The sequence below is a fragment of the Streptomyces sp. NPDC043812 genome (assembly GCF_056436245.1).
Genome location: NZ_JBWKCY010000010.1, coordinates 255052 through 275226 on the forward strand (window position 1 = coordinate 255052; position 20175 = coordinate 275226).

The 20175-nt window shown below is 69.7% G+C and carries 17 protein-coding genes and 1 pseudogene; 15 read left to right on the forward strand and 3 right to left on the reverse strand.

Features of this window, described 5'->3' with window-relative positions; translation table 11 throughout:
* The first annotated feature begins 22 nt into the window (after positions 1-22).
* The 7 genes from AC067Z_RS17540 to AC067Z_RS17570 all read left to right on the forward strand — a co-directional run bounded on the left by AC067Z_RS17540 (position 23) and on the right by AC067Z_RS17570 (position 6358).
* Positions 23-769, forward strand: coding sequence for a PIG-L deacetylase family protein (locus AC067Z_RS17540; RefSeq protein WP_478790406.1), 747 nt, complete (start codon positions 23-25; stop codon positions 767-769).
* Positions 770-913: 144 nt separating this feature from the next.
* Positions 914-1507, forward strand: a complete 594-nt coding sequence (locus AC067Z_RS17545) for a helix-turn-helix domain-containing protein (RefSeq protein WP_478790407.1) — start codon at positions 914-916, stop codon at positions 1505-1507.
* Positions 1508-1614: 107 nt separating this feature from the next.
* Positions 1615-2583, forward strand: a complete 969-nt coding sequence (locus tag AC067Z_RS17550) for an NADPH:quinone oxidoreductase family protein (protein ID WP_478790408.1) — start codon at positions 1615-1617, stop codon at positions 2581-2583.
* Complete coding sequence (locus AC067Z_RS17555) at positions 2580-3761, forward strand: acyl-CoA dehydrogenase family protein (protein ID WP_478790409.1); 1182 nt, start codon at positions 2580-2582, stop codon at positions 3759-3761. Before AC067Z_RS17550 ends, AC067Z_RS17555 begins: the two co-directional genes overlap by 4 nt.
* Positions 3758-4837 (forward strand): acyl-CoA dehydrogenase family protein, encoded by a 1080-nt coding sequence (locus AC067Z_RS17560; RefSeq protein ID WP_478790410.1) that lies wholly within the window; start codon positions 3758-3760, stop codon positions 4835-4837. The genes AC067Z_RS17555 and AC067Z_RS17560 overlap by 4 nt, the downstream gene beginning before the upstream one ends.
* Before the next feature lie 338 nt (positions 4838-5175).
* Positions 5176-6045, forward strand: a complete 870-nt coding sequence (locus AC067Z_RS17565) for a phosphatidylinositol-specific phospholipase C/glycerophosphodiester phosphodiesterase family protein (protein ID WP_478790411.1) — start codon at positions 5176-5178, stop codon at positions 6043-6045.
* 118 nt (positions 6046-6163) lie between these two features.
* Positions 6164-6358: a hypothetical protein gene (locus tag AC067Z_RS17570; protein WP_478790412.1), complete on the forward strand. Its 195-nt coding sequence runs from the start codon at positions 6164-6166 to the stop codon at positions 6356-6358.
* On the opposite strand, the gene AC067Z_RS17575 is transcribed toward AC067Z_RS17570, so the two are convergent.
* Positions 6348-6698, reverse strand: a complete 351-nt coding sequence (locus tag AC067Z_RS17575; protein ID WP_478790413.1) for a DUF779 domain-containing protein — start codon at positions 6696-6698, stop codon at positions 6348-6350. The genes AC067Z_RS17570 and AC067Z_RS17575 overlap by 11 nt on opposite strands.
* Before the next feature lie 156 nt (positions 6699-6854).
* Here AC067Z_RS17575 and AC067Z_RS17580 point away from each other — a divergent pair, with 156 nt between their 5' ends.
* The 7 genes from AC067Z_RS17580 (at position 6855) to AC067Z_RS17610 (ending at position 16543) form a co-directional block, all read left to right on the forward strand.
* Positions 6855-7634, forward strand: coding sequence for an alpha/beta fold hydrolase (locus AC067Z_RS17580; protein ID WP_478790414.1), 780 nt, complete (start codon positions 6855-6857; stop codon positions 7632-7634).
* A 623-nt stretch (positions 7635-8257) separates the two neighbouring features.
* Positions 8258-9670: a family 2B encapsulin nanocompartment shell protein gene (locus AC067Z_RS17585; protein WP_478790415.1), complete on the forward strand. Its 1413-nt coding sequence runs from the start codon at positions 8258-8260 to the stop codon at positions 9668-9670.
* A gap of 377 nt (positions 9671-10047) precedes the next feature.
* On the forward strand, positions 10048-11394 hold the full coding sequence (locus AC067Z_RS17590; RefSeq protein ID WP_478790416.1) for a family 2 encapsulin nanocompartment cargo protein terpene cyclase: 1347 nt from the start codon (positions 10048-10050) through the stop codon (positions 11392-11394).
* Positions 11395-11409: 15 nt separating this feature from the next.
* Positions 11410-12291 carry a geranyl diphosphate 2-C-methyltransferase gene (locus AC067Z_RS17595; RefSeq protein ID WP_478790417.1) on the forward strand — a complete coding sequence of 294 codons (882 nt, stop codon included), beginning with the start codon at positions 11410-11412 and terminating at the stop codon, positions 12289-12291.
* A 173-nt stretch (positions 12292-12464) separates the two neighbouring features.
* Entirely contained in the window at positions 12465-14867 is a 2403-nt protein-coding gene (locus AC067Z_RS17600; RefSeq protein ID WP_478790418.1) for a glycosyltransferase, read from the forward strand.
* A 148-nt stretch (positions 14868-15015) separates the two neighbouring features.
* Entirely contained in the window at positions 15016-15444 is a 429-nt protein-coding gene (locus tag AC067Z_RS17605; protein WP_478790419.1) for a hypothetical protein, read from the forward strand.
* Between the two features lie 130 nt (positions 15445-15574).
* The gene (locus AC067Z_RS17610; protein ID WP_478790420.1) at positions 15575-16543 is read left to right on the forward strand and encodes a glycosyltransferase family 2 protein; all 969 of its coding nucleotides are present in this window, start codon (positions 15575-15577) and stop codon (positions 16541-16543) included.
* A gap of 791 nt (positions 16544-17334) precedes the next feature.
* On the opposite strand, the gene AC067Z_RS17615 is transcribed toward AC067Z_RS17610, so the two are convergent.
* Entirely contained in the window at positions 17335-18384 is a 1050-nt protein-coding gene (locus AC067Z_RS17615) for an NAD(P)-dependent oxidoreductase (protein WP_478790431.1), read from the reverse strand.
* A gap of 162 nt (positions 18385-18546) precedes the next feature.
* Positions 18547-19452 (reverse strand): LysR family transcriptional regulator, encoded by a 906-nt coding sequence (locus AC067Z_RS17620; protein WP_478790421.1) that lies wholly within the window; start codon positions 19450-19452, stop codon positions 18547-18549.
* Between the two features lie 181 nt (positions 19453-19633).
* Here AC067Z_RS17620 and AC067Z_RS17625 point away from each other — a divergent pair.
* A pseudogene (locus tag AC067Z_RS17625) lies at positions 19634-20080 on the forward strand (DUF6817 domain-containing protein); the annotation flags it as partial.
* Between the last annotated feature and the right edge of the window lie 95 nt (positions 20081-20175).

Genomic DNA, 20175 nt, shown 5'->3' on the forward strand with positions numbered 1-20175 from the left:
TCACGGGCCGTATTCTGCGGTCATGACCGATCACGTGACGGAACAACTCGCCGAGATGCCCGGCGACTGGCAGCGTGCGCTGGCCGTCGTCGCCCACCCCGACGACCTGGAGTACGGCTGCGCCGCGGCCATCGCGGGGTGGACCGACGGCGGCCGCGACGTCGCCTACCTCCTCGCGACCCGCGGCGAGGCGGGCATCGACTCGATCGCCCCGGCCGAGTGCGCGCCGCTGCGCGAGCAGGAGCAGCGTGCGAGCGCCGCGGTCGTCGGCGTGTCCACCGTGGAGTTCCTCGACCACCAGGACGGGGTCATCGAGTACGGGACGCGGCTGCGCCGCGACATCGCAGCCGCCGTCCGCCGTCACCGCCCCGAGCTGGTCATCACGCTCAACCACCGCGACACCTGGGGCGGCACGAACTGGAACACCCCCGACCACCGGGCCGTCGGCCGGGCGACGCTGGACGCCGCAGGCGACGCCGGCAACCGCTGGATCTTCCCCGAGCTGATCTCGGAACAGGGCCTCGAACCGTGGGACGGCGTGCGCTGGGTCGCCGTCGCGGGATCGACGAGCCCGACCCACGCCGTCGAGGCGGGACCGGGCCTGGAGCGCGCGGTGCGTTCGCTCCTGGAGCACCGGATGTACATCGAGGGGCTGACCGACAAGGACCCCGAGGAGTACTGCCGCACCTTCCTGACGGGCATCGCCGAGGGGGCGGCGGCGCGCTTCGGGGGGCGCCCCGCGGTCACCTTCGAGATCTTCCCGCGCTGACCTGCCGCGGTGCTCGCCGCCGTGCGTGGCCGATGCCGCATGCCCGGCGGGCGGCACCCGGCCCGTCGGTGGGGCCGGGTCATCCCCGGTCCTGACGCGGTCCCAGTCACTGCGTGATTGACAAATGTCCTTGCTGTTTCTGCAATGGAACACATGGACGACGAGACGCGGCTGGACGCCGTACTGAACGAGGTGGGGCCCCGGCTCCGCCGGATCCGGCGTGAGCGCGGAGCGACGCTCGGCGCTCTGTCGGAGGCGACGGGCATCTCCGTGAGCACTCTGTCCCGGCTGGAGTCGGGCGGTCGCAGGCCGAGCCTGGAGCTGTTGCTGCCGATCGCCCGCGCCCACCAGGTCCCCCTCGACGAACTGGTGGGCGCCCCGCCGGTCGGCGACCCGCGGGTGCGCTCCAAGCCCATCGTCCGCGGCCACCGGACCATGTACCCGCTGACCAACAGGCCCGGCGGGCTGCAGGCGTACAAGGCGGTGTACCGGCCGGCCCCGGAGTCCCCCGAGCAGCGCACCCACGAGGGGTACGAGTGGCTCTATGTGCTCTCCGGCCGGCTGCGGCTGCTGCTCGGCGACCACGATGTGGTGCTCGGGCCGGGGGAGGCCGCGGAATTCGACACCCGCGTGGCGCACTGGTTCGGTGCGGCCGACGACAAGCCAGTGGAGTTCCTGAGTCTGTTCGGGCCGCAGGGGGAGCGGATGCATGTCCGGGCGAGGCCCGGGCGGGACTGAGGGCAGCGAGCGCAGGGACCGGGCCGGGTCTTCCCCGATGGGCAAGCGACCGCTTAGTATGCGGTCGCGAGCACAGTACTGCCCTACAGCTTGTGGGAGGCCCCGGAATGCAGGCATGGCGAGTGCACCAAAGCGGTGAGCCGAGCGAGGTGATGCGGCTCGAAGAGGTGGACCGGCCGACGCCCGGCGACGGACAGGTGCTGCTGAAGGTCCGCGCCGCGAACATCAACTTCCCCGATGCGCTGCTGTGCCGGGGTCAGTACCAGATCAAGCCGCCCCTGCCCTTCACCCCCGGCGTGGAGATCTGCGGCGAGACCGAGGACGGCCGACGGGTCATCGCCAATCCGGCCCTGCCGAACGGCGGCCTCGCCGAGTACGTCGTCGCCGACAAGGCCGCGCTGCTCCCCGCCCCCGACGCCCTCGACGACGCCGAGGCGGCCGCCATGCACATCGGCTACCAGACCGGCTGGTTCGGGCTGCACCGCCGGGCCGGTCTGAAGGAGGGCGAGACGCTGCTCGTCCACGCGGCGGCAGGCGGCGTCGGCAGCGCCGCCGTCCAGCTCGGCAAGGCCGCCGGCGCCACGGTCATCGGCGTCGTCGGCGGGGCCGAGAAGGCCGCCGTCGCACGGGAGCTGGGCTGCGATGTGGTGATCGACCGTCGCAGCGAGGACGTCGTCGCGGCGGTGAAGGAGGCGACCGGCGGTCGCGGCGCCGACGTGATCTACGACCCCGTCGGCGGCGACGCCTACACCAAGTCCGCCAAGTGCGTGGCGTTCGAGGGCCGGATCGTGATCGTCGGCTTCGCCAGCGGCGACATCCCCGCGCCCGCCCTCAACCACGCCCTGGTCAAGAACTACTCGATCGTGGGCCTCCACTGGGGCCTCTACGCGGTCAAGGACCCGGCCGCCATCCTGGCCTGTCACCGCACGCTCACCGAATACGCCGACAAGGGCCTCATCAAGCCCCTCGTCAGCGAGCGGGTCGCCTTCAAGGACGCGGCGGACGCAGTCCAGCGCGTCGCCGACGGCACCACCACGGGCCGCCTCGTGGTCGTACCGGAAGGAGCAGCACGATGACCGACGCAGCCGAACTGCGCTCCCGTACACAGGAGTTGCTCGCCGCACACCCGCCGGCCACCACCGAACGCGGTGACTTCCTCAAAGCCCGCTTCGACGCCGGACTCGCCTGGGTGCACTACCCGCAGGGACTCGGCGGCCTCGGCGCGCCGCGCTCCCTCCAGGCCGTCGTCGACGCCGAACTCACCGCCGCGGGCGCACCCGACAACGACCCGCGCCGCATCGGCATCGGTCTCGGCATGGCCGCACCGACGATCCTCGCCTACGGCTCCGACGAGGTGAAGCAGCGCTTCCTGAAGCCGCTGTGGGTCGGCGACGAGGTGTGGTGCCAGCTGTTCAGCGAGCCCGGAGCCGGCTCCGACCTCGCCGCGCTCGGCACGCGGGCGGTACGCGACGGTGACGACTGGGTCGTCAACGGGCAGAAGGTGTGGACCTCCAGCGCCCATCTGGCGCGCTGGGCGATCCTCATCGCCCGCACCGACCCCGATCTGCCCAAGCACCAGGGCATCACCTACTTCATCTGCGACATGACCGACCCCGGCGTCGAGGTGCGGCCGCTGCGCCAGATCACGGGCGAGGCCGAGTTCAACGAGGTCTTCCTCACCGACGTGCGCATCCCCGACGCCCACCGGCTCGGTGCGGTCGGCGAGGGCTGGAAGGTCGCGCAGACCACCCTGATGAACGAACGCGTCTCCATCGGCGGCATGCGTCTGCCGCGCGAGGGCGGCATGATCGGCCCGATCGCGCAGACCTGGCGCAAGCGCCCCGAGCTGCGCACCCACGACCTGCACCAGCGGCTGCTGACCCTCTGGGTCGAGGCCGAGGTCTCCCGCCTCGCCGGCGAACGTCTTCGCCAGCAGCTCGTCGCGGGCCAGCCCGGCCCCGAGGGCAGCGGCATGAAGCTCGCCTTCGCCCGACTCAACCAGGAGATCAGCGGGCTGGAGGTCGAACTCCGCGGCGAGGAGGGCCTGTTGTACGACGACTGGACCATGCGCCGCCCGGACATCGTCGACTTCACCGGACGTGGGGCCGGCTACCGCTATCTGCGCTCCAAGGGCAACTCCATCGAGGGCGGCACCAGTGAGGTGCTGCTGAACATCGTCGCCGAACGCGTACTCGGCCTGCCGGCCGAACCGCGCAGCGACAAGGACATCGCCTGGAAGGACCTCGCGCGATGACGGATCTGCTGTACTCCGAGGCCGAGACCGATCTGCGGTCCGCCGTCCGCTCCCTGCTCACGTCCCGCGCCGACCCGGCCGCTCTCACCGGCGGCGGCGCCGAGAGCGGCGACCCCTACCACCCCGGGCTGTGGAAGGCGCTCGCAGCCGAGGTCGGCGCCGCCGGCCTGCTCGTCCCCGAGAAGCTCGGCGGCCAGGGCGCGAGTCATCGCGAAGCGGCCGTCGTCCTCGAGGAACTGGGCCGGGGCGTCGTCCCGGCGCCGTTCCTGACCAGTTCCGTCATCGCGACCGAGACCCTGCTCACGCTCGGCACGGACTCCGAGGCCGTCGCCGCGCTGCTCGGTGATCTCGCGACCGGGCGCCGCACCGCGGTGCTCGCCGTGCCGCTGTCCGCCGCGGCGGACAGCCCGCTGCCCGGGGCCGCCACGCGGATCACCGGCGTCGCGGACGCAGTCGCGGCCGATGTCTTCCTCGTCCTCGGGGCCGACGGGCTGTACGCCGTGGACAGTTCGCAGGCCACGGTCGAGCCGCAGCGCGCGTTCGACCTGACCCGGCCGCTCGCAGCGGTCACCGTCGCGGCCGGCGCCGGGACACGGCTCGCCGACTCCGCGGCGAGCGAGAGCGCCGTACGGCGCGGCCTGCTGACCGGGGCCGGGCTGCTCGCCTCCGAACAACTGGGCGTCGCCGAATGGTGCCTGGAGGAGACCGTGCGCCACACCGGCGAACGTCACCAGTTCAACCGGCCCGTCGGCTCGTTCCAGGCGCTCAAGCACCGGATGGCGCAGCTGTGGCTCGAGGTCGTTTCCGCCCGCGCCGCCGCCCGTGCCGCGGCCGACGCCCTCGCCACCGGCAGCCCGGAGGCGGCGCTGTCGGTGGCCGTGGCCCAGGCCTACTGCGCCAAGGTCGCGGTCCATGCGGCCGAGGAGTGCGTCCAGCTGCACGGCGGCATCGGGATGACCTGGGAACACCCCGCGCACCTCTACCTCAAGCGCGCCAAGTCCGACGAGATCGCCCTCGGCACTCCGGGGCGGCACAAGGAGACGGTGGCAGCCCTGGTCGACCTCCCGGCCCCGTAACCACCCCGGTTCCGTAGCACCCCGCGCCGGCTCGCCGCGCCGACCGTCGGCGCGGCGACCTTGTTCCCGGCCGGCAGCGGGGCCAAGGACTCGGTGGTTGTCGGCACCGACCACCGGTGATCCTGGCCTGCGCTCCCGCCTTTGGGCGGGGGCGCAGGCCATCTCGAGACTGCTCTGTCCGACAGCACGCGCTGACCACCTGTCACTTCGCTTCCCGGCGTCGGCGCACTGCCGACGACGGGATGACGGAGGGCCGAACTCTTGTCTGCGGTCTGCCTCTTGGCGCTTCGACACCCGATACTCACCGGTGTCCCGATCCGCCGAGCCCGGAGGCCACCGTGCCGACCACCCGCCGCAGAGCTGTCATCACCCTCGCCGCCGCACTCGCAGGCGCGGCCGCCGTCCCCGCCCAGGCACGAACTGCCGAGGGCGGCAGCCGTCCCACCGGCCCGAGCCCGCTGCGCCGGGCCCACGCCCACAACGACTATCTGCACCAGCGGCCCCTGCACGACGCGCTCTCCCACGGATTCACCAGCGTGGAGGCCGACATCTTCCTCGTGGACGGCGAACTCCTCGTCGCCCACGAACCCGCCGATCTCGACCCCGCACGCACCCTGCGCTCCCTCTACCTCGACCCGCTGCTCGCACGGGTCCGGGAGGGCCACGGCAGTGTGTACCCGGGCCACCGCCGGCCGGTCCAGCTCCTGATCGACATCAAGACGGACGGTGTCGCCGCCTATCTCGAACTCGACCGCCAACTGCGCGACTACCGGGGGATGCTGAGCCGCTGCACCCACGGACGCGTACACCTCGGCGCCGTCACACCCGTCATCTCGGGGGACCGCGCTGCCCGTGTCCCGATGGAGGCGCAGCACCACCGGTACGCCTTCTACGACGGCCGCCTGGACGACCTCGCCGCCCCCGCACCGGCGCCCGCCTCGTTCATCCCGCTGATATCCAGCAACTGGACGCAGAGCTTCACCTGGCTGGGCACGGGCGAATTCCCCGCCGCGGAACGGCAGAAGCTGCACACCCTCGTTTCCACCGCACACAGGCGTGGGCAGCACGTCCGTTTCTGGGCCACCCCCGACACACCGGGCCCGGCGCGCGATGCGCTGTGGCGTGAACTGCTCGCCGCGGGCGTGGACCACATCAACACCGATGACCTGGCAGGTCTCGAAACCTTCCTGCGCCGGCACGACCGCTGATTCGACCGCTGAACCGACTCACCCGTACGGCGGACACGCCAGTCGGCCGTACGGGCCCTTCGCTGCGCCAGACTGGCCGCCCAGTGCCGCAAACCCGGCGCGGCGAAGGAGGTTGGCGATGGCCATTTCGATCTCGTTGGTGCTTCTGCTGCTCGTGCTCGCAGTGATCTTTCTGCGCAACGGCGGTCTGAAGATGTCCCATGCGGTGGTCTGCGCCCTGCTCGGATTCTTTCTCGCGGGCACCAGCATGGCCCCCACCATCCAGGAGGGCATCGCGGCGACGGCCAACGTCGTCGGCAGCCTCAGGCCATGAACGACCTGATCAGGAATCGCACACCCTCCGGCGCCTCCAGCGAGAAGCCGCTGCCCCGTCCCTCGACGACATCGACGACGAGCCGGGTGTGACTCCACACCTCGTACTGGCTCCGTGACATCCAGAAGGGGACCACCTCCTCGACGCCCTCCACCACGAGCTCCTCCAGCAGCAGGTCCGCAGCTCCGGTACTGAATTCTCCGGCCGGGTAGCACATGGGCGCACTGCCGTCGCAGCAGCCGCCGGACTGATGGAACATCAACGGACCGTGGGCGGCCCGCAACCGACGCACCAGCCCGGCGGCCGAAGCGGTCAGCTCCACGCGCGGGTTCTCGTCCATGAGGACAGGAGAGCAGCCGGGACGTTGCAAGGGCGTTGCATGGTGGGTCATTGCTCCGGCCGCTCCACCGAAGGCGTCGACGGGCAGCGGGCGGTGACGGTCGCCAGGGCGGGCGGTTACGGTACTCGCCAGTAACTGGACCGCAGGAGGCGACCCATGGCGCAGCTCGATGTCGACGGCGCAGCACTGACCTACGACGACGCGGGCCCTCACGACGGTGAGGGCGTGCCTTTGGTGTTCATCCACGGCTGGACGGCCGACCGGCACCGCTGGGACCACCAGATGGAGCACTTCGCGCAGAACCGGCGGGTGATACGCCTGGACCTGCGCGGTCACGGCGACAGCAGCGGTTCGGGAGCGCGGACGATCGAGGAGTTGGCGAGCGATGTCCTGGCACTTCTCGACCACTTGGAGGTCGACTCCTTCATCCCGGTCGGTCACTCCATGGGCGGGATGATCGCGCAGACTCTTGCCCTCGGCCATCCCGAGCGGGTCGAGCGCCTGGTGCTGGTGAACTCGATCAGCCGCATGACCTACAGCCGTTCGCGGGGCCTTCTGATGGCGGCATCCACGCTTGTGCCGTTCAAGCTGTTCGTCGCCGCCAACATCCAGCGGGCCTTCGCCCCCGGCTATCCGCGCGAGGAGATCCGTGCGTGCGTCCGGGCCTCCTCGGCCACGCCGCGGGAGGTGGTCATGACGTGCTACGCCGCCATGAGGGCCTTCGACGTCCTCGACCGGGTCGGGGAGATCAGCACGCCCACGCTGCTGGTGCACGGCTACCACGACGTGCAGCTGCCCGTCTCCCAGATGCTCCGGATGGCGAAGGCGTACCCCGATGCGGAGGTACGGATCGTGGACGCCGGCCACGAATTGCCGGTGGAGAAGCCGGCCGAACTCACCGCGGCACTCGACCGGTTCGTGACCGGCCGAGCCTGAGCCGGGGATCTGACGCCGCAGGCGCACGCCGGGAGGCGGGAGCGAGGTGACAGCGTGCCGCAGGCAGGCATCGTCAGGAGGAGGTGACTGCTTCGGCTGCGGATCCGCCGGGAGCGGCAGGTTGCGGGGGGCCGTGCAGGGCGGGGGTGAAGTCGCCCCTCACGTCGCGGTGCGCGGGAACGTTCCGCCCCGTCGACCGGCCGGTGCGCGTCGTCGGTGGACGGCCGCCTGATGCCCGAGGGACGGTGCCGACTTCGGAACCAATGGCGGTCCTCCCTTGCGGTGGCAGCGCGTTCGCCTCGCGGCACCGGATCATTTTCTGATGGGTCGTCAGGCGTGGTCATGGGTGCGGAAGAGAGCGTAGGGCGGGCGGCCCCCGCCGCGCACTGGGCTGCTTTCGGGCGGGTGGCTCGAATGTCGTCGTTCGTCCGGATAAACCCCGTGCGGAGCAAGATCACTTCATTGAGGTAATGCTCACGGTCTCATGGGGTGACCAGGGCATATCGGCCGTTACTGTTCACCGGAATCCGGACGGATTCCCTGGGATCGACCCTCTATTTCCTCTTTCACCGGTTGGCGTGCGCGTACGCCGATCACCAGCCTTGCGAAGGAGAGCTCTCCCGATGACCGTTGAGACCGGCCCGGAAGTACAGCAGGAGCCGCCAGGGCAGTCCAGCCTGAGCACCGCGGCTGCCCGCAACCTTGCCACCACGACCAAGTCCGCCCCGCAGATGCAGGAGATCACCTCCCGCTGGCTGCTGCGGATGCTCCCCTGGGTGGAGACCAAGGGCGGCGCCTACCGGGTGAACCGCCGGCTGAGCTACACCGTCGGCGACGGGCGCATCGACTTCGTCCAGGACGGCGCCGACGTCCGGGTGATCCCCCGCGAGCTGGGTGAACTGGCCCTGCTGCGCGGCTTCGAAGACGTGGAGGTGCTGACCGCGATCGCCGGCCGGTGCGTCCAGCGCGACTTTCGCGCCGGCGAGGTCTTGGCCGAGCGCGGTACCCCCGCCGAGCAGATCCACCTGATCGCCCACGGCCGGATCAACCAGACGTCCGTCGGCAAGTACGGCGACGAGGTCGCCGTCGCCGTACTCGCCGACGGCGACCGGTTCGGTGAGAACGCCCTTCTGGACGACGACGCCAGATGGGACCACACCGTCACTGCCGAGACCTCCGGCACCCTGCTCACCCTGTCCCGCGCCGACTTCGCCGCCGTGCTGTCCTCGGCGCCGAACCTCCAGGCCCACATCCGGCAGTTCAGCTCGCTTCCCCTGCAGCGGCAGAACCGCCACGGCGAGGCCGAGATCGCGATGTCGGCCGGCCACACCGGAGAAGTCGAACTGCCGGGCGCCTTCGTCGACTACGAGCTCAAGCCACGCGAGTACGAACTCTCCGTCGCGCAGACCGTTCTGCGGGTCCACACGAGGGTCTCCGATCTCTACAACGGGCCGATGAACCAGACCGAGGAGCAACTCAGGCTCACCATCGAGGCGCTGCGCGAGCGCCAGGAGCACGAGCTGATCAACAACCGGGAGTTCGGCCTGCTCCACAACGCCGACTTCAAGCAGCGGATCCAGCCCCACTCCGGCCCGCCCACCCCGGACGACCTCGACGAGCTGCTCTGCCGCCGGCGCGGCACCAAGCTCTTCCTCGCCCACCCCAGGACGATCGCGGCGATCGGGCGTGAGCTCAACGCCCGCGGGATCTATCCGGATCACGCCGACCTCGGCGGGCAGCAGGTCACGGCCTGGCGCGGGGTCCCGATCCTGCCCTGCGACAAGATCCCGATCAGTAAGGAGGGCACCAGCTCGATCCTCGCCATGCGAACCGGTGAGGACAACCAGGGCGTCATCGGTCTGCGTCAGACCGGCCTGCCGGAGGAGTACGAGCCGGGCCTGTCCGTGCGCTTCATGGGCATCAGCGAGCAGGCGATCATCTCGTACCTGGTCACCACCTACTACTCCGCCGCCATCCTCGTGCCCAACGCACTCGGCGTGCTGGAGAACGTGCAGATCACCCGCAGGCGCGACTAGGCCCTGTCCGGGCGGTCTTCTCGGGCCCGCGACGACAGCTACGGCGCCCCCCAGCCTTCGGCCGGTGGGGGTCCCCCCGGCGGAGCCAGGGGGAGTACCCCCACGCTGTGTTGTTGGAGTCGCCCAAGTACATCCAGTACGAGGACGATCTCCCCCAGCCTTCGGCCGGTGGTGCCCCCACCGCCTTGCGATGCGTCCCCTCGGCCCTGGCGGGCCGGGGGAGGCCCCATGCATCTGACACCGCGGGCTGATCCTCGAAGATCGCCCGGACAGGACCTGGGGCGTGTCCGACGGCCACGACAGCCCGGACGTTCCCGGGCCGGGCGAGCACGCCCGGGATCCGGGCCTTGCCCACCCACCTCACCAAGGAGCTACGGATGCCCGATCCTGGGCTTTCCCCTCTGCAATCGAGCCTGCCTGCCGCTGCGGCCCGCTTCGGGGCGCACGCCCTCACCCACGCCACCGACGTCGAAACAGTCGCCGACGCTCTGCCTTCCCTTCCCGCCCAGCCCTCCCTCGCCCTCCCTGCCGCAGGGGCCGTGCGCGTAGAGGTGCCGGTGACCGACGACAGCCCGGGTGGCGACCTGATCGCTCCCCACGTGCGGGAGGGCGCTGGCGCGGCGAGGCGACCGAGCCCGGCCCTGGACCGGATCCTGCGCGGCCCCTCCGGTCTCGGTACGTCGGGTCTGTACCTGGGCCTGCGCGAGGAGTTGCCGGCGCCTCCCCAGCCCGAGGCGCCCGTGGAGGGCGCACCCATCCCGGGCCTCTACCACCACCCGGTGCCGGAGCCCGACCCGGCGCGGGTGGAGGAGGTCAGTCGCAGGATCAAGGACTGGGCGGTGGACGAGGTCGACCTGTACCCCGAGGACTGGGAGGGCCAGTTCGACGGCTTCTCCGTCGGGCGCTACATGGTGGCCTGTCATCCGGACGCTCCGACCATCGACCACCTGATGATCGCCACGCGGCTGATGGTCGCCGAGAACGCGGTCGACGACTGCTACTGCGAGGACCACGGAGGCTCGCCCATCGGTCTCGGCGGACGCCTTCTGCTGGCGCACACCGCCCTCGACCCCCTGCACACGACGAAGGAATACCAACCGCAGTGGGCGGAGTCGCTCCACGCGGACGCCCCGCGGCGCGCCTACCGCTCCGCGATGGAGTACTTCGCCCAACAGGCCACGCCCTCCCAGGCCGACCGGTTCAGACACGACATGGCACGTCTGCACCTGGGCTACCTCGCCGAGGCCGCCTGGGCCCAGACGGACCACGTGCCCGAGGTGTGGGAGTACCTGGCGATGCGGCAGTTCAACAACTTCCGGCCCTGCCCCACCATCACCGACACCGTCGGCGGCTACGAACTGCCGACGGACCTGCATGCCCAGCCCGCCATGCAGCGGGTTCTCGCGCTCGCCGGGAACGCCAGCACCATCGTCAACGACCTGTACTCGTATACCAAGGAGCTCGCCGCCCCCGGCCGGCACCTGAACCTGCCCGTGGTGATCGCCGAACGTGAGGGCAACTCCGACCGGGATGCCTATCTGAAGGCGGTCGAGGTCCACAACGGCCTCATGCACGACTTCGAAGCCGAAGCCGCCGCTCTGGCCGCCGCCTGTCCCGTCCCGAGCGTGCTGCGTTTCCTGCGGGGAGTGGCCGTGTGGGTCGACGGCAACCACTACTGGCACCAGACCAACACCTATCGATACAGCCTGCCCGACTTCTGGTAAGAAATGGACTCATCTGTGACCAGCACCGAGCTCACCGTCAACGGCACCACCGCGTTCGTTCCCGCCCCGGCGTCGCCCTACCAGGGTGACATCGCCCGTTACTGGGACCATGAGGCCAGGCCCGTGAACCTGCGTCTCGGCGACGTGGACGGGCTCTACCACCACCACTACGGCATCGGCGACGTCGACCACGCCGCCCTCGGGGACGCCGAGAGCAGCGCATACGAGAAGAGGCTGATCGCCGAACTCCACCGTCTGGAGTCGGCGCAGGCCGACGTGCTCCTGGGCCACCTCGGCTCCATCGGGCGTGACGACACGCTCGTGGACGCCGGCTGCGGCCGGGGCGGTTCGATGGTCATGGCCCACCAGCGGTTCGGATGCAAGGTCGAGGGCGTCACCCTCTCGGCCAAGCAGGCCGACTTCGCGAACCAGCGCGCCCATGAACTCGGCATCGAGGACCATGTTCACGCCCGCGTGTGCAACATGCTCGACATGCCCTTCAAGACGGGGCACGCCGCGGCCTCGTGGAACAACGAGTCGAGTATGTACGTCGACCTGCACGACCTCTTCGCCGAGCACTCGCGCGTCCTCGCGGTCGGCGGCCGCTACGTGACCATCACCGGCTGCTGGAACCCGCGTTACGGACAGCCCTCGAAGTGGGTCTCCCAGATCAACGCGCACTTCGAGTGCAACATCCACTCCCGCCGGGAATACCTGCGCGCCATGGCGGACAACCGTCTCGTACCGCAGACCATCGTCGACCTGACTGCCGCGACCCTCCCCTACTGGGAGCTGCGGGCCACGTCCTCCCTGGTCACCGGTATCGAAGAGGCGTTCATCAACTCCTACAAGGACGGCTCCTTCCAGTACCTCCTGATCGCGGCAGACCGCATCTGACCGACCGCCGGCCGAAGGGACCGGGCCCGTCCGCCGACGGACCCGGTCCTTCGGGGCAGCGGCTCGCACTGCCCCCGTTCTCGCCGGTGTCTCGTCGACCGCCCGGGTGAATGTTCTGCCGACGGGTCTACCGGGAGCTCGGCTCGTCCCGGAGCGCCCGCCATACTGTGCAAATGTCCGCACAGGAGAAAATTCCCCCGCTGATCCACCAAACATGGAAAGACGCCGACATTCCACCGGAATGGCAGAAGTGGGCCGACTCCTGGCGTCTGCACCATCCCGACTGGGGGTATCGGTTGTGGACCGACGCGGACAATCGCGCATTCCTCCAGGAGCACTATCCGTGGTTCCTGCCGGTCTACGACGGCTATCCCGAAGCAATCATGCGGGCCGACGCGATTCGCTACTTTCTGCTCGACCACTTCGGCGGGCTGTACGTGGATCTGGACTTCGAGTGTCTGCGGCCCGTCTCCGGAATCCTTGACGGCCACGAGCTCGTCCTCGGCTGCGAGCCCGAGGTGCACACCCGGCTGCTGCTGGCCCGCCAGCGCGGATTCGGCCGCATCGTCGGCAACGCGTTCATCGCGTCGCGGCCGGGCCACCCCTTCTGGGCCCACGTGCACCGCCAACTGGTCAGTGCCCACAAGCTGTCCAGCACCTTGGACGCGACCGGCCCGTTCTTCCTCACCAGAGCGATCGACAGTGCCCCGGCGCCCGACTCGATCACGGTTCTCGGCCCGGAGGTCCTGTACCCGAAGGTGAGCCCGTACGCGACAGAGCTGTTCGGCCCGCAGGAAGCCGACTACGAACGCGCGTGCGCTGTGCACCACTGGTCGGACAGTTGGGCGTGCGATACCTCCGGGCCGCCGCGGATGTCGGCCGCCAAGCGGGTTCCGTTCCGCGCGAGCCAGGAACGGCAACCGCTCGCCGACGGTCTGCTCAGCCTTGACACCCAGCGCCGCCGCTGGGCTTCGGGCGCGCCCGCGCCGACGGTGTCATGCCTGATGGTCACCAAGGACCGCTCGGCGACGGCGCAACGGGCGATCACGTGTTTCCGCAACCAGACTTACCCGAACCTGGAACTGGTCGTGGTGGAGGACGGCACGGACGACGCCCTGGAGCAGCACATCCGCGACCTGGACGACCCTCGGATCCGCCATCACCGGCTCCCCCCGGAGGGGCGGTCGTTGGGCGAGCTGCGCAATGAGGCGGTGGACCGGGCCACCGGGCCCTACGTGTGCCAGTGGGACGACGACGACCTGTACGACCCGGAGCGGGTCGAGACGCAGATGGCGGCGATTCTCACGCTCGGCGCCGAGGCGTGCTTCCTCGCCCGGGAGCGGCTGTGGTGGCCTGCCCGCCGCAAGCTCGCGATCTCCTGCGCACGGGTCTGGGAAGGGTCGATGGTGTGCGCGAAGGACCGGCTCCCGCGCTACCCGGCGCAACGCCGGGGCGAGGACACCCCGGTGGCGGAAGAAGTGGTCCGGACCTGCCGGGTCGTATCGGTCGACGCACCCGAGCTGTACACATATGTGTGCCACGGGACCAACACGTTCAACGAGTCCCATTTCGCGGAGCACTTCGATGTGGCGACCGAGATCTGGGCCGAACCCGGTGCTTACGCCGAGCGGTTGCTTGCCATGGCGACCCGGCTGCCGATCGCGCCCGGGGACATCGCCCATGCGGAGGCCGGCACCACAACCGACCGGACCTCCGAGCGGAAACCGCGGCCGACTGCCGTGCCCGCGGCGGCCCCGGCGAGTGAGCGGCCCCTGGTGCTGGTACTCAGCCCGCTCAAGGACGCTGCGGCGTTCCTGCCCGGCTATCTGGACCGCCTTCGCACGCTGGACTACCCCCGCGAGGCGATCTCGTTGGGCCTGCTGGAGGGCGACAGCCGGGACGCGACACCGGAAATGCTCCAGCAGGTCCTGCCCCGGCTCGAGGCGGAGTACCGGCGGGTCACGCTTGTGCGCCGCGACTTCGGGCTCCAGTTGACCGGACCCCGTTGGGAACCCGGCATCCAGCGCCGGCGCCGGTCGGTGCTGGCCAAGGTGCGCAACCACCTGCTCTCCCGGGCCCTCGTCGACGAGGAGTGGGTTCTGTGGCTCGACGGCGATGTCACCGGCTACCCGGCCGACCTGGTCCAGCGTCTGCTCGGTGCGCGCAAGGACATCGTCGTTCCGCACTGTGCCACCGCGCCCGGTGGGCCTACGTACGATCTCAACACCTTCGTCCTTCACCCGAGGGCCGGCACGCTCAACTGGTCCCCGTGGCTACGTGACGGCATCCTTCAGCCCCCGAGGGGGTTCGGCCGGACGTACCTCGACGAGTTGCGCGGGCAAGGACTCCTCCGCGTCGACTCGGTCGGCGGCACCACATTGCTGGTGCGCGCCGACCTTCACCGTGACGGCCTGATCTTTCCGTCCTTCCCCTATCAGCAACTCATCGAGACCGAGGGTCTCGCCGCGATGGCCCGGGACATGGGTGTCGCCTGCTGGGCGATGCCCGATCTGGAAGTGCTGCATCCGCACCACGCCCAGACGCCTGCGCACGCCGAGGCCGTCCCGGTTTCCTGAAGCAGGGCCGCAAGGGGCCGGCCCAGCCCGCCCCTCACGGAAAGTAGTCCTTTTGACACGTTAGGTAGCCGATCTTACGGTGGCACTACTGCCCTGCCGTGGAGTTCACAGGCATCCCGGGGCAGATCCCCCACAGAAAGGCGCCACTGTGAAAGCCCGCGCCATCACTTCCCTGGCTCTTCCCGCCGTACTGGCCACCGCCGGACTGCTCGGCACCGCGGAGGCGGCCTACGCCTCCCTCGGTGCGGACCCGGCGGCCTCGGCGAAGAACGGACAGCACATACAGCCGATAGGCGACGTCACCTTCACGCCGGGGTCCGAATCCCACTGCCCCCCGTACGGCAACGTCACGGTCACGGACTACGGGTACTGCTGCACGCCCGTCGGCAACGTCACGGTCGCGGACTACGGGTACTGCTGTACACCCGTCGGCAACATCACGGTCGCGGACTACGGGTACTGCTGCACGCCCGTCGGCAACATGACGATCCCGGACTACGGGTACTGCCGCGACGACGATGACCACGACCACTGGTCCCACTGGCCCGACTACGCGTCGCTCGAACGCCGCAGCTAGCACGCGGTTCAGCAGGTCGGCTCCGGCGCGGCCCCGGAACGGGGGCGGCGTCGCCCGACCTGCCACCCGCGACCACACGTCCCCAGGATCCTCCCCCTCCCGTTTCCGTTTCCGAAGCGAAGGACGGCGCATGCCCCACAGTTCCCACCCCGTGGTCTCGGTGGTCATCCCGTGCCATGACTACGGTCGCTATCTGCCCGAGACGGTGTCCAGCGTCATTTCCCAGACGTTCCGCGACTGGGAGATCGTCATTGTCGACGACGGCAGTACCGACAACAGCGTCGAGGTGGCCGAGGCCCTGATCGCCCGCCATCCCGACCGGCGCATCAGGCTGCTCCAGCAGGCCAATGCCGGGGTCTCCGCCGCGCGCAACACCGGGATCGAGGCCAGCGCCGGCCGGTACATCCTTCCGCTGGACGCCGACGATGTGATCGCAGCAACGATGCTGGAGAAGACCGTCGCGGTACTGGACAACGACCCCGGCATTGCCATCGCCTCGACCGATGTGTTCGCCTTCACCGACGACGATCTGCCTCCGCAGGCGATGCCCTTCCCCGCCTACAGCAGGGAACTGCTGCTTCAGCGGCTCATCATGTTCTACTGCTCGCTTTTCCGGCGTGAGGCATGGGAGACCGTCGGCGGGTACAACGAGAGCATGCGGGCCGGAGAGGACTGGGATTTCTGGGTCGGCTGCGTGGAGCACGGTTTCGATGCTCACCACATCCATGAGCCGCTGTTCGGGGCGCGCAACAAGGACACCGGACTGCACGTGGAAGCCGTCGAGAACGACCTGGCGATCCGAGCGCGGATCGTGGCCAACCACCCGGGTCTGTTCAAGCCGATCACCCGCAACTGGGCGCAGGCCGTGCTCGGCCAGGACGCGGAAGCCTGGCTGCGGGACGAGAACGTGCCCGACGACATCCTCACCCGGGCAGCCGAGATGGACCAGTTCCTGACTGCGGTCATGGCCCTGCAGCGCACGACGCGGGTGCAGTACTACCACATCAAGCGCCTGGAGAAGGCACTGGCCGCTCACACCGGCACCGTCGGTCCGCCCATCCAGGAGAAGGACGCGATCGCGACGGCTCCCGCCGTTTGACGGGCTGACCGGAACACACCTCGCGGACCCAGGCCAGTCGATGCGGGAGCGGAGCCGACGCAGCACGGACGCCGACACTGCGGACTGAACCCGCACCGTAACGCAGCGGGCGGACAGGCCAGCAGGCCAACCAAGGGCCATGGATCAGTGCGATAGAAGTTTCCCTACTTCGTCAAGGCGTCTCGCTCCGCTTGCCGCGCGCGCTCCCCGGCGTCACCGCCGGGGACGACGCTCCTGTCTCCGCCCCGCTCCGTCCCCGGCTACGCCGGTCGCGCGGCTAGAGCGAGCACACCTGATGCCGTGGACGGTAGCCCGCGGTGGCTGAGGCGGTCGGCTCCACGGCTTCAGGCAGCCGCCATGGGGCGAGCCTCGAAGATCGCCCTGGAGCGCGGAACCCTCACCTCGACCTGATCTGGTTCGTCCGCGAGTGGCACCCCCACTACATAGCCAACGACCTCTGTTGGGCTGAGGGCGACGGCATGAGCACGCTCGAGCGCACGGTCTCACAAGGGGAGGACGGACTCTGGGCGGCAGTGGCGCGGTTCGGCGGCGTCGCAGCGTTCGACTATCCCTGGCGAACTGACTACCCCGGCTGAACGTCTTGCCGCGTGCCCTATCCGTGCCCGACGAAACGGAGGCAAGCGGGGAACCACGGGGAACTTCTCTGTCAAGTTCAGCGTGTTGAAAACGGCCACCGCGCGTCCGCTGTTCCGGCCTGGCTTGGGAGCGTCCACGGCAACGGGTCGGCCACCACAGGGGGATGCGCGGCCATTATCCGCCGACCACAGACGTTACGGTGCCACCACGGGGACGCCGTCCGGGCGGCCAGCGAGCAGCGCTGCGATGTTGTCGGCGCAGCGGAGGGCGGCCTCAGCCATCGCGCGCCGGGTCATCCCGGCGACGTGTGGAGTGAACAGGGCGTTGGGCAGGCCGAACAACGGGGAGGTGAATGCGGCGTGCTCGTGGGCGAAGGTGTCGACGGCCGCGGCCGCCAGGGGGTGTGCCGGGTTGCGTAGTGCATCTGCCAGGGCTTGCTCGTCGACGATTCCGCCCCGGGAGGTGTTCAGCAGGATCGAGCCAGGTCGCATCAGCGCCAGTTCCGCCCGGCCGATCAATCCCCGGGTCTGCGGGGTAAGCGGAAGGTGCAGGGAGACCACGTCGCTGCCGGCCAGAAGGGTGCCGAGGGACTCGGCACGGAGCGCCGCCGCCCCCGCCGGGTGACGGGAGAGGCTCTGGACGGTCATGCCGAGGGCAGCCGCCCGCTCGGCCAGCGCCTGGCCGATCCGGCCGAGCCCGAGAACGCCCAGGGTCAGCTCCGACAGCTCGACCGCGGGGGCAGCCGGTCCGCTCCAACGCCCGTGGTGCGCGGCCTCGTTGTGCTCTGACAGGTTCCGGGTCAGGGCAAGCAGCTGGGCCAAGGCGAACTCCGCGACCGCGGTCGCATTGGAGCCCGGGGTGTGGGTGACGGTGACGCCGTGGCGGGCGGCAGCGGCCAGGTCGACGTGGTCGGTGCCTGCCCCGGCCCGGCCGATCACCCGGAGCCGGTTGGTCAGTGCTGGATCGGTCGCCGCTGCCAGGAACGTAGCGCGCAACGGGACGCCGGCCCGTGACTTCACCGCGTGATAACCGATCCCACCGCGGAAGATCTCGGCTATCAGTGCCGACTCCTCGAAAGCATCGAAGTCGGTGAAGTCCACCCGGCCCGTCCACGCAACCCGCGCGCTCGCAGCGTCGGCTATGCGCCGGAGGTTCAGCGTGACGGTCAGCCCGTGCCCAAGCAGGCACTCCAGCTCACGATCGAGCAGCTTCCCAGGAGCCGCATCCAACAGCAGAACTCGCATTCGGGCCACGAATCCCCTTCCGTGAATGCGGACCTTATGTGATCCAGAAGTCGGCGGTGAAACACCCCGGTGCTGCCCCTCCGACCCCGCGCCTACTGGCGAAGGCCCCAGGAGCGACTGCTGTGTGGTGAGCTTGAGACAGTCCGAGCTCGGTCTTCGTGCTCACGCCATGACGCGCGACTTCGTACAACTTGCAGCGACCGCGTCGGCGAAGCTCCGAGCGAGCGGGGAGAGGGCGTCCCAGCGGCGTACGGCCCAGCCGACCGACAGCGGCGGCAGCGCCGGAATGGGGATGAGACGCAGGGGGCTGCCGTCACCAGGTGTCGGGAGACCGGGTACGGCGGGGACGACGGCGTGGCCCAGGCCGAGTTCGGCAAGGAGCAGGGCTGTGTCCCAGTCGGCGACGCTTGTGTCCGAGCCGGTCCGGATCCCCAGTTCGGCGAAGACGGTGTCCAAATGGGCGCCGGAGGTGGAGTTCGGCGGTAGTCGGATGAGGCGGATGCCCGTGAGGTCGGGGGCGTCGATGCGCGGCCGGGCCGCGAGCGGATCGTCGGACCGCATGGCGAGCACCCAGGGCAGATCGGCGACGGGGCGTTGCTCGATGCCGCGCACTGGGCCGCCGACGGTGATCCAGGCAAGGTCGAGGTTGCCGGCCAGCAGGGCGTCGAAACATCCGCGGCTGGAGGTCTCGGTCTGGAACTCCAGGCTCACCTTCGGGTAGCGCCGGCGGAAGGAGACGATCGCTTCGGCCATGAAGTGCCGGACGGTCGTTCCGCCGGTCGTGATCCGCACGGAACCGCATTCGCCGTTCACGAGGTCTCCCAGGCGGCGCAGTGCAAGATCGAGCCCGGCGATCCCGTCGGCGGCGGCATCGCACAGGATGCGCCCCGCCGTTGTGGGAACAACCCCGCGCGGCTGGCGTTCCAACAGGCTCATGCCCGCTTCCCGCTCCAGGCGCTTGACGTGCTGGCTCACTGCGGACTGGGTACAGGACAGGTCACGGGCCACCGCGCTGAGGCTTCCTGCCCGACACACGGCTACGAACACGCGCAGGTCATCCAGAGTCATAGCACCCAAGCTATACCTGGGGTGAGTGGAGTAATCCCCAGGATTGACTGGGGTGCTGGGGGTGTCAGAAGATCGTTGCAGGGCCCAGGCGGCAACCCGCCCGGTGCCTTCGTACGGATCCGGACCGGCGAAGGCGCTGTGCGGGTGCCGACCAACCCATTACCGAAGGGACACGGACACTGTGCCTGCTCTCCCTGCCACGACTGACCGGGCTGTCACCCTCCTGCTTGAGTTCGGTGCCGAAAGCATTGCCCACCCCGGCGGCACTCTCCTTACCCACCTCCAGCGTGTACAGTCGCGGCTGGCGACGTGGAAGGCCCGTCCGGCCCTCCAACTCGCCGGTCTGTGTCACGCGTTCTACGGCACGGACGGCTTCCCCACAGCACTGCTGCCACTGGACCGTCGCAATGACCTTGCAGCGGTGATTGGCGCCGAGGCCGAGGCCATCGTGTACCTGTACGCCTCATGCGACCGGAAGGCAACGTACCCGGCTCTCAACCAGGCCGATGCTGCCTTCCACGACAGGTTCACCGGCCGCTCCCACGTTCCAGGGCCACAGTTGCGCCGGGACTTCACCGAACTGTCGGCGGCCAACGAACTCGATCTCGCAATCGTCGATTGCGCCTTCTGAACCGTTCCGGGTTCGGTAGAGACTCTATTCCGTGAAAGGATTGAGTCATGGCACGCCCCTCCTCCTACCCTTCTGAGCTGCGCAAACGAGCG